The sequence below is a fragment of the Streptomyces sp. NPDC028991 genome (assembly GCF_055564775.1).
On sequence record NZ_JBVHVP010000019.1, the window covers coordinates 14,104 to 27,483 of the forward strand.

The 13,380-nt window shown below is 71.7% G+C and carries 11 protein-coding genes; 3 read left to right on the plus strand and 8 right to left on the minus strand.

Features of this window, described 5'->3' with window-relative positions:
- Positions 1 to 7: 7 nt before the first annotated feature.
- Together ACZ4V1_RS28400 and ureA are read right to left on the minus strand one after the other, a co-directional pair.
- Positions 8 to 1,723, minus strand: a complete 1,716-nt coding sequence (locus ACZ4V1_RS28400) for an urease subunit alpha (RefSeq protein ID WP_468341396.1) — start codon at positions 1,721 to 1,723, stop codon at positions 8 to 10.
- The gene (gene ureA, locus ACZ4V1_RS28405) at positions 1,720 to 2,511 is read right to left on the minus strand and encodes an urease subunit gamma (RefSeq protein WP_468341399.1); all 792 of its coding nucleotides are present in this window, start codon (positions 2,509 to 2,511) and stop codon (positions 1,720 to 1,722) included. Before ureA ends, ACZ4V1_RS28400 begins: the two co-directional genes overlap by 4 nt.
- A gap of 144 nt (positions 2,512 to 2,655) precedes the next feature.
- Here ureA and ACZ4V1_RS28410 point away from each other — a divergent pair, with 144 nt between their 5' ends.
- The gene (locus ACZ4V1_RS28410) at positions 2,656 to 4,110 is read left to right on the plus strand and encodes a cytosine permease (protein ID WP_468341402.1); all 1,455 of its coding nucleotides are present in this window, start codon (positions 2,656 to 2,658) and stop codon (positions 4,108 to 4,110) included.
- Between the two features lie 54 nt (positions 4,111 to 4,164).
- Here ACZ4V1_RS28410 and ACZ4V1_RS28415 read toward each other — a convergent pair whose 3' ends face one another.
- The 5 genes from ACZ4V1_RS28415 to ACZ4V1_RS28435 all read right to left on the minus strand — a co-directional run bounded on the left by ACZ4V1_RS28415 (position 4,165) and on the right by ACZ4V1_RS28435 (position 9,712).
- Positions 4,165 to 5,253 (minus strand): branched-chain amino acid aminotransferase, encoded by a 1,089-nt coding sequence (locus tag ACZ4V1_RS28415; RefSeq protein WP_468341405.1) that lies wholly within the window; start codon positions 5,251 to 5,253, stop codon positions 4,165 to 4,167.
- A 286-nt stretch (positions 5,254 to 5,539) separates the two neighbouring features.
- Complete coding sequence (locus ACZ4V1_RS28420; protein ID WP_468341408.1) at positions 5,540 to 6,583, minus strand: 3-isopropylmalate dehydrogenase; 1,044 nt, start codon at positions 6,581 to 6,583, stop codon at positions 5,540 to 5,542.
- A 75-nt stretch (positions 6,584 to 6,658) separates the two neighbouring features.
- A complete protein-coding gene (locus tag ACZ4V1_RS28425) occupies positions 6,659 to 6,790 on the minus strand; it encodes a hypothetical protein (RefSeq protein WP_302185135.1) in 132 nt (43 codons plus the stop codon).
- 307 nt (positions 6,791 to 7,097) lie between these two features.
- Positions 7,098 to 8,738, minus strand: a complete 1,641-nt coding sequence (gene pruA / locus ACZ4V1_RS28430) for an L-glutamate gamma-semialdehyde dehydrogenase (RefSeq protein ID WP_468341412.1) — start codon at positions 8,736 to 8,738, stop codon at positions 7,098 to 7,100.
- A gap of 47 nt (positions 8,739 to 8,785) precedes the next feature.
- Positions 8,786 to 9,712, minus strand: a complete 927-nt coding sequence (locus tag ACZ4V1_RS28435; protein WP_468341415.1) for a proline dehydrogenase family protein — start codon at positions 9,710 to 9,712, stop codon at positions 8,786 to 8,788.
- Positions 9,713 to 9,876: 164 nt separating this feature from the next.
- On the opposite strand from ACZ4V1_RS28435, the gene ACZ4V1_RS28440 reads away from it, so the two are divergent.
- Positions 9,877 to 11,166 carry a PucR family transcriptional regulator gene (locus ACZ4V1_RS28440; RefSeq protein ID WP_468341418.1) on the plus strand — a complete coding sequence of 430 codons (1,290 nt, stop codon included), beginning with the start codon at positions 9,877 to 9,879 and terminating at the stop codon, positions 11,164 to 11,166.
- Here the strand turns inward: ACZ4V1_RS28440 and ACZ4V1_RS28445 are convergent.
- Positions 11,132 to 11,713 (minus strand): TetR/AcrR family transcriptional regulator, encoded by a 582-nt coding sequence (locus ACZ4V1_RS28445; RefSeq protein WP_468341421.1) that lies wholly within the window; start codon positions 11,711 to 11,713, stop codon positions 11,132 to 11,134. The two genes, ACZ4V1_RS28440 and ACZ4V1_RS28445, sit on opposite strands and share 35 nt — an antisense overlap.
- Positions 11,714 to 11,796: 83 nt before the next feature.
- Between ACZ4V1_RS28445 and ACZ4V1_RS28450 the strand changes: the two genes are divergently transcribed.
- A complete protein-coding gene (locus ACZ4V1_RS28450; RefSeq protein ID WP_468341423.1) occupies positions 11,797 to 13,344 on the plus strand; it encodes an MFS transporter in 1,548 nt (515 codons plus the stop codon).
- Positions 13,345 to 13,380: the final 36 nt, after the last annotated feature.

The window sequence follows — 13,380 nt, forward strand, 5'->3', positions numbered from 1 at the left end:
GGTACCTTCACAGGAAGTAGAGGCGGTTGAGGGAGACGGACTCGGCCGGTTCCGAGCGCAGCGGGTCGCCGTCCAGGGTGACCAGGCCGGTGCGCTGGTCGACGTCGACCGCGCCGGTACGGGAGTTCAGGCGCAGGTCGCCCGGGCCGATGCCGCGCGTGCCGCGCACCGCGACCCGGCGGCGGCGGGTGGGCATCGTGTCGCCGCCCTGGTCGAGGGCGGCCTGGGCTACGAAGGCCACCGATATGTCGGCGGGCGTGGCGCCGTGCGCGCCGAACTGCGGCCCGAGGACGAGGGGCTCGCAAGTGTCGGTGGCCGCGTTCGGGTCGCCGACCACGCCGTACGCCGGGAAGCCGGACTTGAGGACGAGCTGCGGCTTGGCTCCGAAGTACTCCGGGCGCCACAGGACGATGTCGGCGAGCTTGCCGGTCTCGATCGAGCCGACCTCGTGCGAGAGGCCGTGGGCGATGGCGGGGTTGATGGTCAGCTTCGCCATGTAGCGCAGGACGCGCTCGTTGTCGTGGTCGTCGTCCGGGGCGCCGAACTCGGCCTTCATCTTCCCGGCCATGGCGAAGGTGCGGCGGACGGTCTCGCCGGCCCGGCCCATGCCCTGCGCGTCGGAGGAGGTGATGCCGATCGCGCCCAGGTCGTGCAGCACGTCCTCGGCGCCCATGGTCCCGGCGCGGATGCGGTCGCGGGCCATGGCGGCGTCGCCCGGCAGGTCGGTCTTCAGGTCGTGGACGGAGACGATCATGCCGTAGTGCTCGGCGACCGCGTCCCGCCCGAAGGGCAGGGTGGGGTTGGTGGAGGAGCCGATGACGTTGGGGACACCGGCCATCTTCAGCACGTTGGGGACGTGTCCGCCGCCGCAGCCCTCGATGTGGAAGGCGTGGATGGTGCGGCCCTCCAGGACCCGGAGGGTGTCCTCCACGGAGAGGCACTCGTTCAGGCCGTCGCTGTGCAGGGCGACCTGGACGTCGTGCTCCTCGGCGACGCGCAGGGCGGTGTCGAGGGCGCGGGTGTGGGCGCCCATGTCCTCGTGCACCTTGAAGCCGGACGCACCGCCCTCGGCCAGCGCCTCGATCAGGGGGGCCCGGTCCGACGAGGAGCCCCGGCCCAGGAACCCGATGTTGACCGGCCAGGCGTCGAACGCGCCGAACGCGTGCTTCAGCGCCCAGGGCGAGTTGACGCCGACGCCCCACACGGGGCCGAACTCCTGCCCGATGACCGTCGTCACGCCGGACGCGAGCGACGCCTCCATGATGCGCGGGGAGAGCAGGTGGACGTGGGTGTCGACGGCTCCGGCGGTGGCGATGAGGCCCTCGCCCGAGACGATGGACGTGCCCGTGCCGACCACGACGTCGACCCCGTCGAGGGTGTCGGGGTTCCCGGCCCGGCCGATCCCGCAGATCCGGCCCTCGCGGATGCCGATGGAGACCTTCCTGATCCCCTGCGCGGCGTCGATCACGACGACGTTGCTGACGACGAGGTCGCAGGTCTCGCGGACGGCGGCGGCCTTGAGGTGCAGTCCGTCGCGGGCCGTCTTGCCGAAGCCGGCGAGGAACTCGTCGCCGTAGCGCTGGGCGTCGGACTCGACGCGGATCACCAGGCCCGAGTCGCCGAGGCGGAGGCGGTCGCCGGCGCGGGGGCCGTGGGTGGCGGCGTAGGCGTAGGGGTCGATGTGGACCGACTCGCTGATCTCGCGTCCCTTCGAGCGGCTCATCGCCCGCCTCCTTCCGGTGCCCCCGGTACTTCCCGTACGTCCGGCGCATCGGCTTCCCGTACGTCCTGCGCATCGGCTTCCCGTGCCTGCGGTGCGTCAGGCGCTACGTGTGCGGCGCCCAGATATCCGCAGGCCGCCGCCCGCCGCAGGGCCTCCCCCTTCGCGCCCGGCGCGTCGAGCGGCCCGTCGACCAGACCGGCGAACCCGATCGCGACGCGCCGCCCGCCGATGGGCACCAGGCCGACCTCGGCGCTCTCCCCCGGCCCGAAGCGGACCGAGGACCCTGCGGGGACGGCCAGGCGCGTGCCGTAGGCCCGCTCTCGGTCGAAGTCCAGGCGCGGGTTCGCCTCGAAGAAGTGGAAGTGCGAGGTCACGGAGACCGGCACGGTCGCGGTGTTGGTGACGGGGATGCGCACCGCCGCCTCGGGTTCGGCGTGGCCGGGGCCCGGCAGCAGGGCGCCCGGGCCCGTCGCTCCGAGGGCCCCGCCCCCGACGGGGTCGGAGACGACGGCGAGCCGGGACCCGTCGTCGAAGACGGCCTCCACATGCACCTCGGTGACCACGTCCGCGACGCCGGGCAGCACGTCGGCCGGGCCCAGTACGGACCGGGCGCGCTCGATCGCCTCCGCGAGCCGGGCGCCGTCGCGGGCGGCCTCGCACACGGTGTCCGCGATCAGCGCGGTCGCCTCCGGCACGTTCAGCCTGAGCCCGCGGGCACGGCGTGCCCGGGCCAGCTCGGCCGCCCCGAAGAGCAGCAGCCGGTCACGTTCCGTGGGAGTCAGTCTCACGACGTGGCACCTCCTTGCCGTCCACACATTAGAGCACCACTCTAAACGTCGATCCCCTTGACTGAAACCGTTGACGGATCAGCAGGACAGACGTCACATTGAGCGTCGCTCTAAAACACTGGCGGCCGTCGAAGGAGACCAGCCATGCCGATAGAACAGCGCGGAGTCGACACCATCCCCGACGGGGAACGCACCAGCGGGCCCCGGGACCTGGTCTCGATCCTGCTGGGGTCCAACCTCTGCCTGGGCGTGATCGTCTTCGGCTGGCTGCCGCCGTCCTTCGGTCTCGACTGGTGGGCGTCGGTCAGCTCGGTGGTGGCCGGCACGGTCGTCGGCACGCTGTTCACGGCCCCGCTGGCCCTGGTCTCCCTGCGCACCGGCACCAACCTGTCCACGTCGTCCGGCGCCCAGTTCGGCGTGCGGGGACGACTGGTCGGCTCGGTCGTCGGCCTGCTCCTGGCCCTCGGCTACACCGCGCTGACCGTGTGGATCGGCGGCGACGTGATGATGGGCGTCCTCGGCCGCCTCTTCGGGCTGCCGCAAGGCGGGGCCGCGTACGCCGTCGTCTACGGGCTGCTCGCCGCGGCGACCGTCGCGGGCGCCGTCTACGGCTACCGGGTGCTGCTCGCCATGTCCCGGGTGCTGGCCTTCGGCATGACCGCCCTGCTGGTCCTGGGCGTGATCGCCTACGCCCCCGACTTCACGACCGCCGCGCTGCCGGACGCGGGCGGCTATCTGCTGGGCGGGTTCTGGCCGACGTGGCTGCTCGCGGCCGTGGCCGCCGGGCTTTCCGGGCCGGTCGCCTTCATCACGCTGCTCGGGGACTACACCCGCTACATCTCCCCCGCCCGCTTCTCCTCCCGCCGGGTGCTGCACGCGACCTGGCTGGGGCTGATGCTGGGCCTGCTGGTGCCGCAGTTGTTCGGCACCTTCACCTCGTACGCCGCCCGGGCGGCCCTGGACTACGCCGGGCCGCTGGTCGACGCCGCCCCCACCTGGTACCTGATCCCGCTGCTGCTCGCCGCCTCCGCGGGTTCGGTCGGCAACGCGGGGCTGATGCTGTACTCCATGGGCCTGGACCTGGACGCCATCCTCCCGCGGGCCTCCCGGGCCCGCGCCACCTGCGCCGTCGCCGTCGTCGCCACGGGCTGTGTCTTCGTCGGGCACTACGCCTGGGACGCGCAGTCGGCGATGACGTCGTTCGTGCTGCTGCTGACGGCGATCGGCACCCCGTGGGCGGTCATCACGATGATCGGCTTCGCCCGCTGCTCAGGGGTCTACGACGCCGACGCGCTCCAGGTCTTCAACCGCCGCGCGCGGGGCGGCGCCTACTGGTTCCGGGCCGGCTGGAACGTCCCGGCCACGGTGGCCTGGGCGGCGGGCGCGGTCGTCGGCGTGCTGGCGGTGTCCCTGCCGTCGTACCAGGGCCCGCTGCTGGCGTTCACCGGCGGGGTGGACTGCAGCTTCCTGCTGTCGGGGCTGGTGGGCGGGGTGGTGTACGTGCTGTGCACGCCGGGTGCCGCCGTGGCGACGGCACCCGGTGAGGCGCTGGTCGAGCCCGCCTCCTGCCCGACCGAGTCGGGTGGTGGGCGGGCATAGGCCGGGGGTCCGGGGGCAGAACCCCCGGCACGCCCCGCACCGACACCGGGCGCCTCACACCAGCCGGTGCATCCACCCGTGCTTGTCCTCGGCCGTGCCGCGCTGGATGTCCAGCAGCGCCCGGCGCAGACGCTGCGTCACCTCACCCGGCTCGCCCCCGCTCTGCTGCCACTGCGCGCCGGCCCGCTTGACGGTGCCGACCGGAGTGATCACGGCCGCCGTTCCGCAGGCGAAGACCTCGGTGAGGGTGCCGTTCTCCGCGTCGCGCTGCCACTGCTCGACGGAGACGCGGCCCTCCTCCGCCTCGTAGCCGAGGTCGCGGGCGACGGTGAGGAGGGAGTCGCGGGTGACGCCCTCCAGGATGGAGCCGGTGAGGGCGGGGGTGACGATCTTGTCGCCGTAGACGAAGTACAGGTTCATGCCGCCGAGTTCCTCGACCCACTGGTGCTCGACCGCGTCGAGGTAGCAGACCTGGTCGCAGCCCTTGGCGGCGGCCTCGGCCTGGGCGAGCAGGGAGGCGGCGTAGTTGCCGCCGGTCTTGGCGTCGCCCATGCCGCCGGGGACGGCGCGGACGCGGTCCTCGGAGACCCAGATGGAGACCGGCTTGACGCCGCCGGGGAAGTAGGCGCCGGCCGGGGAGGCGATGACCAGGAAGAGGTACTCGTTGGCGGGCTTCACGCCCAGGCCGACCTCGGTCGCGATCATGAAGGGACGCAGGTAGAGGGATTCCTCGCCGCCGTGCGCCGGGACCCAGTCCCGGTCCTGCCGCACCAGCGCGTCGCAGGCCTCGATGAACGTCTCCACCGGCAGCTCCGGCATGCCGAGCCGGCGCGAGGAGGCCTGGAAGCGCCGCGCGTTCTTCTCCGGGCGGAAGGTGGCGACGGACCCGTCCGGGCCGCGGTATGCCTTCAGGCCCTCGAAGATCTCCTGCGCGTAGTGCAGGACCGTGGTGGCCGGGTCGAGGGAGAGCGGGGCGTACGGAACGAGCCGGCCGTCGTGCCAGCCACGGCCCTCGGTCCACTTGATCGTCACCATGTGATCGGTGAAGTGGCGGCCGAACCCGGGGTTGGCCAGGATCGCCTGCCGCTCTGCGTCGGAGAGCGGGTTGGCGGAGGGCTTGAGCTCGATCGTGGGCGTCGTCATGGGTTGATGTCCTTCACCGGTTGTCGTGACGGGCCGCGGTCACGTCCGTACGGCCGGTGGCCGGTGCTAGGACGTCCGAGCATTCCCTCATGTCGCGGCTTCGCGTTCGATTATCACGCACGGACCGAGGCGCGGACGGACACGTGGGCGGCGACGGTCGAAACGGGGGTGACCGCGGCCCAGGGTTCGATGGTCGCACCTGGCGGACGCAGGAGAAAGCCGCCGGGTGCCTTGTTTTTGGACCCGGCGGCTTCGAAAGGGATTCGATCGAGTGGCGCGGCGGGTGTCAGCCGGCTACTCGTACGGCGAGTGCGTCGCCGATCTCGGAGGTGCTCCGGGCGGGCAGGTCACCGCGCTCGCCGAGGTCGGCGGAGACGGCGTCCTCGATCCGGGCCGCCTCCGTCTCGTAGCCGAGGTGGCGCAGCAGCAGGGCGACGGACAGCACCGTGGCGGTGGGGTCGGCCTTGCCCTGGCCGGCGATGTCGGGCGCGGAGCCGTGGACCGGCTCGAACATCGAGGGGAAGTCGCCGGAGGGGTTGATGTTCCCGCTCGCGGCGACGCCGATGCCGCCGGAGACGGCCGCGGCGAGGTCGGTGATGATGTCGCCGAAGAGGTTGTCGGTGACGATCACGTCGAAGCGCTCGGGCTGGGTGACGAGGTAGATCGTGGCCGCGTCGACGTGCATGTACTCGGTGGTGACCTCGGGGTACTCGGCGGCCACCTTGTCGAAGACGTTGGTCCACAGGTGCCCCGCGAAGGTCAGCACGTTGTTCTTGTGGATCAGCGCCAGCTGCTTGCGCGGGCGGGCCTGCGCGCGGGCGAAGGCGTCGCGGACGACGCGCTCGACCCCGAAGGCCGTGTTGACGGAGACCTCGGTGGCGACCTCGTGCTCGGTGCCCTTGCGGATGGTGCCGCCGTTTCCGGTGTACGGGCCCTCGGTGCCCTCGCGGACGACGACGAAGTCGATCTCCGGCTGCCCGGCGAGCGGGGTGGCGACACCCGGCAGCAGCTTGGACGGCCGCAGGTTGACGTGGTGGTCGAAGGCGAAGCGGAGCTTCAGCAGGAAGCCGCGCTCCAGGACGCCGGACGGCACCGAGGGGTCACCGATCGCGCCGAGCAGAATGGCGTCGTGCGTCTTGAGGGCGTCGAGGTCGGCGTCGGTGAGGGTCTCACCGGTGGCGTGGTAGCGCCGGGCGCCGAAGTCGAACTCCTTGGTCTCCAGCTTCACATCCTGCGGAAGGACGGCGGAGAGGACCTTGAGACCTTCGGCCACGACCTCCTGGCCGATGCCGTCACCGGGAATCACTGCGAGATTGAGGCTGCGAGACATGCCGGCACCCTACCCCTCGTCCCACGGGATGACATGCGGCGTCCGGCATGCGGACGCCGGCCCGTCGTCTCCGGCTCAGTGACCGGTGGCGCCGCCGTTGTCGCGGCGGTCGAGGGCGCGCTGGAGGGCGGCCGCGGCGTTCTTGCGGTCGGAGTCGCCGGTACGGGAGAGGTGGCGGACTCGGCGGCGGACGGTCGTCTCGGCCATGGGAATCGACTCCTTCGGCACACGAAGAGCGCGGAAAGCGAGTGGTACGGGGAGACGCCGGAAGGGGCGGGGAGCACGATGCCGCAGGGGTTGCCTGCACGGGGCCCGGCTCACGACCGCCCATCGCTCGATCGAGCGGGACGTTCGGCTCCTACAAAGCTAAGGGAGCGCGGAGCGCCTGTCTCCACAATTACTCGGACTTCCTACTATCTGAGACGGTGCCGTCGGTCACTCCGCCCCGACCTGCGAAAACGCCGGACGGGCCAGGTCGGGGGGAGACCTGGCCCGTCCGGGGGCGCGGTGGGCGTCAGCCCATGTGCGGGTACGCGTAGTCGGTCGGCGCGACCAGCGTCTCCTTGATGGCGCGGGTCAGGGTCCAGCGCATCAGGTTCTGCGGGGCGCCGGCCTTGTCGTTGGTGCCGGAGGCACGGCCGCCGCCGAAGGGCTGCTGGCCGACCACGGCGCCGGTCGACTTGTCGTTGATGTAGAAGTTGCCGGCCGCGTAGCGCAGCTTCTCCATCGTGTACGCCGCCGCGGCACGGTCGCCCGAGATGACCGAGCCGGTGAGGGCGTAGTCGGAGACGGACTCCATCTGGGTCAGCATCTCGTCGTACGCGTCGGCCTTGCTGTCGTCGTACACGTGCACGGCGAGGAACGGGCCGAAGTACTCGGTGCGGAAGACCTCGTTCTCCGGGTCGGAGCACTCGACGACGGTCGGGCGGACGAAGTAGCCGACCGAGTCGTCGTAGGAGCCGCCCGCGACGATCGTGCAGGTCTCGTCCGTCCTGGCGCGGTCGATGGCGGCCTTGTTCTTGGCGAAGGACCGCTCGTCGATGACGGCGCCCATGAAGTTCGACAGGTCGGTGACGTCACCCATGGTGAGGTAGTCGACCTCGGCCGCGAACTCCTCCTTGAAACCGTCGTTCCAGATGGACGCCGGGATGTACGCGCGGGAGGTGGCGCTGCACTTCTGGCCCTGGTACTCGAAGGCACCGCGGGTCAGGGCGGTCTTCAGCACGGCGCGGTCGGCACTCGGGTGGGCGACCAGGAAGTCCTTGCCGCCGGTCTCGCCGACCAGGCGCGGGTAGGTGCGGTACTTCTCGATGTTGTTGCCGACCGTCTTCCACAGGTGCTGGAAGGTCTTGGTCGAGCCGGTGAAGTGGATGCCCGCGAGGTCGCGGTGCTCGAGCGCGACCTCGGAGACCGCGATGCCGTCACCGGTGACGAGGTTGATGACGCCCTTGGGCAGCCCGGCCTCCTCCAGCAGCCGCATCAGCAGCACGGCGGCGTGGGTCTGGGTCGGGGACGGCTTCCAGACCACCACGTTGCCCATCAGGGCCGGGGCGGTGGGCAGGTTGGCCGCGATCGCGCTGAAGTTGAACGGCGTGATCGCGTAGACGAAGCCCTCCAGCGGGCGGTGGTCCATGCGGTTCCACACGCCCTGGGAGTTGGCCGGGGGCTGTTCGGCCAGGATGTTGCGGGCGTAGTGGACGTTGAAGCGCCAGAAGTCGATCAGCTCGCAGGGGCTGTCGATCTCGGCCTGCTGGGCCGTCTTGGACTGGCCGAGCATGGTGGAGGCCGCGATGGTCTCGCGCCACGGGCCGGACAGCAGCTCGGCGGCGCGCAGGATGATCGCCGCGCGGTCGTCGAAGGACATCGCGCGCCACGCGGGGGCGGCGGCCAGAGCGGCGTCGATCGCGTCCTGGGCGTCCTGCTGGGTGGCGTTCGCGTACGTGCCCAGGCGGGACTTGTGGTTGTGCGGCTGCACGACGTCGAAACGCTCGCCGCCGCCCATCCGCTTGACACCGCCGATGGTGCAGGGAAGGTCGACCGGGTTGTCTGCCAGCTCCTTGAGCCTGGCCTCCAGACGGGCACGCTCGGGCGAGCCGGGGGCGTAGCCGTGCACCGGCTCGTTGACGGGGGTGGGGACCTGGGTCACAGCGTCCATGGGTTCCGTAACTCCTTACTGAGCGGGTTGTGCGAGCGGGTGCGGGCTCAGCCCTTGCTGATCATCGAACGGGCGAAGAACCGGAGGTTGGCCGGCTTCTCCGCCAGACGGCGCATGAAGTAGCCGTACCAGTCGGTGCCGTAGGCGGTGTAGACGCGCATGCGGTGCCCCTCGGCGGCCAGTCGCAGGTGCTCGTCGCCGCGGATGCCGTACAGCATCTGGAACTCGTACTCGTCGAGCTTGCGCCCGGCGGTGCGGGCCAGCTCCTGCGCGATGGAGATCAGGCGCGGGTCGTGGGACCCGATCATCGGGTAACCCTCGCCCTCCATCAGCGTCCGCAGGATGCGCACGTACGCCTTGTCGATCTCGTGGCGCTGCTGGTACGCGACCTCGGCGGGCTCCTTGTAGGCGCCCTTCACCAACCGTACGCGAGAGCCGCTGTCGGCGAGCCGGCGCGCGTCGGCCTCGGTGCGGAAGAGGTAGGCCTGGATGACGCAGCCGGTCTGCGGGAAGTCCTTCCGCAGCTCCTCGTGGATGGCGAACATCGAGTCGAGGGTGGTGTGGTCCTCGGCGTCGAGGGTGACCGTGGTGCCGATCTCGGCGGCGGCCTCGACGACCGGGCGGACGTTCTTCAGGGCCAGCTCGTGGCCGCCGTCCAGGGCCTGGCCGAACATGGACAGCTTCACCGACATCTCGGCCCGGGCGCCGAGGCCGAGCGGCCCCAGCCGGTCGACCAGCTCCAGGTAGGCGTCGCGGGCGTCCTCGGCCTGCTCCGGGGTGGTGATGTCCTCGCCGACGACGTCCATCGTCAGCTCCAGTCCCTGGTCGGTCAGGTCCCGGATGATCGGGACGATCCGGTCGACCGTCTCGCCGGGGATGAACCGGTCGACGACCGGCTTGGTCACGGGCGCGGCGGAAACCAGCCGACGCATCCGGTCGCTGCGGGACGCGGCGAGAATCACGGGACCCAGCACGGGGCACCTCCACTTACCAACCAACACAGGCCGTCGACCCGACGTTTCGGGAACGGCACGGAGAACCACCGTGAAATCTAAGGATGACCCCGATCGTCGGCCATCGACAGCTGTCACGCATCCGTGCCGCGGATCTCAGACAGATGTATGAAGGCCGCGCGCAAATGCGGCAGAATGCCCGGATGACGTCGGATTCCAGAGGTGCCGCGGGCTCCGGGAGCACCAGTGGTGACTACCAGGAGCTGGTCGACGAGATCTCCGAGCTGCTGGGGGCGCCCGCGACCCTGGAGAACCGGGACTTCGAGCTGATCGCCTTCGGCGCCTACGACAGCGAGGGCGACCTCGACCCGTCCGCCCTGGACCCGGTGCGCACCCGCTCGATCCTGACCCGGCGCTCCACCGCGGCCGTCCGGGCCTGGTTCGAGAGCTTCGGCATCACCCGCGCGAAGGGCCCGGTCCGCATTCCGCCGACCCCGGAGGCGGGCGTCTACCGCGGACGCACCTGCCTTCCGGTACGCCATCGGGGCGTCGTCCTCGGCTACGTGTGGCTCCTGGACACCGACCCTGGCCCGTCCGAGCGGCAGCTCGCGGCCGCCATGCGGGTCACCGGCCGGATCGGCGCGCTGCTCGCGGACGAGGCGCAGCACGGCGCCGACCTGAGCCGGGAGCTGCGGGCGGTACTGACCGCCGAGCGCGACTGGCAGCGGGACATGGCGGTGGCCGAACTGCGCACCGCGCTCGGCGCCCGCGCGGACACCCCGCACGCGGTGGTGTGCGTGGCCCCCTGGCCGTCGGCCGATCCCGACGACGCCCCCTCGGTGCGCACGGTGCCGGGGGCGACGGCGCTGTGCACGGTGCCGTGGGGAGCCTCGGCCCAGTCGCTGGCGCTGCTGGTCCGGTTGCGCTCGGCGGACGTGCTGACCCCGGCGACGTCGGCGGCGGGGCGGATGCTGGAGCGGGCGCGGGGCGCGGCCGGGGTCACCGGTCCGGCGGGCGCGGCGGGCGCGGCGGGCGCGGCGGGCGCGGCGGGCGCGGCGGCAGGAGTCTCCGCCCCGCGCACCGGGCTGGCGGAGCTGGAGGCCGCCTGGCGGGAGGCGTCGGCGGCGGCCCGGGCGGCGCGCGCCGAGAGCCGGTTCGGGCCGGTTGCCGAGTGGACGTCGATCGGCGCGTTCCGCCTGCTGACCGCGCTGCCGGCGCGGTCCGCCCACGATCCCGCGGTACGGGTCCTCCTCTCCCCCGCCCACCGCGAGCTGGCCCGCACCGCCGAGGTCTACCTGGACTGCGCGGGCCAGGCCGGCCGCACTGCCGCCGAGCTGGGGATTCACCGGCAGACCCTGTACTACCGCCTGTCCCGGGTCGAACAGCTCACGGGACTGGATCTGGACGACGGGGAGGACCGGCTGCTGCTGCACATGGCACTCAAGGCGTGGAGCCTGGAGCGGCCCCCGCGATGAGCCGGCGCAAACCCTCCGTCAGCCGCTCCGCCTCGGGCGCCGACTTCGGATCGAAGGCCCACTGAGCCATGAGCCCCATCATCAGCGTCGTGTAGAGGCTGCCGAGCGTGTCCACGACCTCCTCCGGCACGTCCTCCTCGCGACCGCCGGCGAACAGCGCGACGAAGCCGCGGGAGCCCTCCCGCTGGGCGCGTGCCAGGTGGTCGCGCACCTCGGGCAGCTGATCACCCAGGACCACGATCTCCAGGCTGAGGTGCCACAACGAGCCCGGGGCCCGCATGGTCCCGATGATGTTCGACCACACCGACTCGAACCGCTCCAGCGAGCCGGGCTCTCCCCGCACGTCACCGTCGAAGACCTCGGACACGCCCTCGACGAGGGCCACGTACGCCTGGGCGAGCAGGGCGTCCTTGGAGCCGTAGTGATAGCCGATCGACGCCAGGTTCGTCCCCGACTCCTTGACGATGTCGCGGGCCGTCGTGCGCATGAACCCCTTGGCGAGAAGGCAGCGCTGGGCGCCTTCGAGCAGATCCTCACGGTGTCCCATGCCGCCACCCTACCCCTCGATCCATACACACGTCCCATACGAGCGTCATAGACAGTTGTATATTTCGTCCGTACAGTCGCCGCATGACAACCACACCGCCCCGCGCCGGCCGCCGCGAATGGGCCGCGCTCGCCGTGCTGATGCTTCCGCTGCTGCTGGTCTCCATGGACGTGTCGGTGCTGTACTTCGCCGTCCCGGCGATCAACGCCGACCTCGGACCGAGCGGCACCCAGCAGCTGTGGATCTTCGACGCCTACGCCTTCGCCGTGGCCGGCCTGCTGATCACCATGGGGTCGGTGGGCGACCGCATCGGCCGCCGCAAACTGCTGCTGATCGGCGCGGCGGCCTTCGGTGCCGCCTCACTGGCCGCGGCGTACGCGCACAGCGCCGAGATGCTCATCGCCGCCCGCGCGCTGCTCGGCATCGGCGGTGCGACGCTGATGCCCTCGACGCTGGCCATGGTTCGTTCGCTCTTCACCGACCCGGCCCAGCGGGCGCAGGCCATCGCGGTCTGGTCCGGCGTGATGACGGCCGGCGTGGCGCTCGGCTCGGTGCTGAGCGGGCTGCTGGTGGAGTTCTTCTGGTGGGGCTCGGTCTTCCTGGTGAACCTGCCGGCGATGGCCCTGCTCCTGGTCCTGGGCCCGCTCCTGCTGCCCGAGTCGAAGGACCCCGACCCGGGGCGCTTCGACTGGGTGAGCGTCCCGCTGTCGACGGCCGCGGTGCTCCCGGTGGTCTACGGCCTGAAGGAGATCCCGTCCGAGGGCTGGAACGTCCGGTACGTCATGGCGGTCACCGTGGGTCTGCTGTTCGCGGCGCTGTTCGTGCACCGGCAGCGGACCGCCGCCTCACCGATGGTCTCCCCGGCCCTCTTCCGCGGGCGCGGTTTCGCCCCGGCCGCCGTCCTCAACCTCGTCACGATGTTCGCGATGATGGGTTCGGCCTTCTTCACCACGCAGTACATCCAGTCGGTCGCGGGCAAGAGCGCGCTGGAGGCGGCCCTGTGGGCGCTGCTGCCCTCCGTGCCGATCGGCTTCGCGGCCCCGCTCGCCACCCGCCTGGTGCTCAAGGGCGTCAACCGTGCCCACGTGGTGTCGGCGGGCTTCGTCCTCGCCGCGTGCGGCTACGTACTGCTGACGTTCGTGGACACGGACGCACTGGCCCTGGTGCTGGTGGCCTGCGGAGTCCTCGCCTCGGGCGTCACCATGGTGATGTCCCAGATCATGGACCTCGCGCTGAGCGCCGCGCCGGTGGAGCGGGCGGGCTCCGCGTCTTCGCTGATGGAGACCGGCGCGGAGTTCGGCGGGGCACTGGGCATGGCGGTGCTCGGTTCCATCGGTACGGCCGTCTACCGGCAGCAGATGCCGGACTCCGCGCCGCCGGCGGCGCACGAGACGCTGGGCGGCGCGCTGGCCGTGGCCCGGCAGTTGCCCGGACGCACGGGAGACGCCCTGGCGACGGCGGCGCGGGAGGCGTTCACCAGCGGGATGCACGCGGCGGCGCTCGCGGGCGCGGTGGTGCTCGCCGGTGCGGCGGTCCTGGCGTCGGTGACGCTGCGCAGGGTTCGGGTGCGGGAGGAGGCGTGCACGGAGAACGCCGGACGGGCTGACTCGGTCAGCCCGTCCGGCGTTTGAGGACGAGGCCCGTTCGGGGCCGTGGCGGGGGCCCGG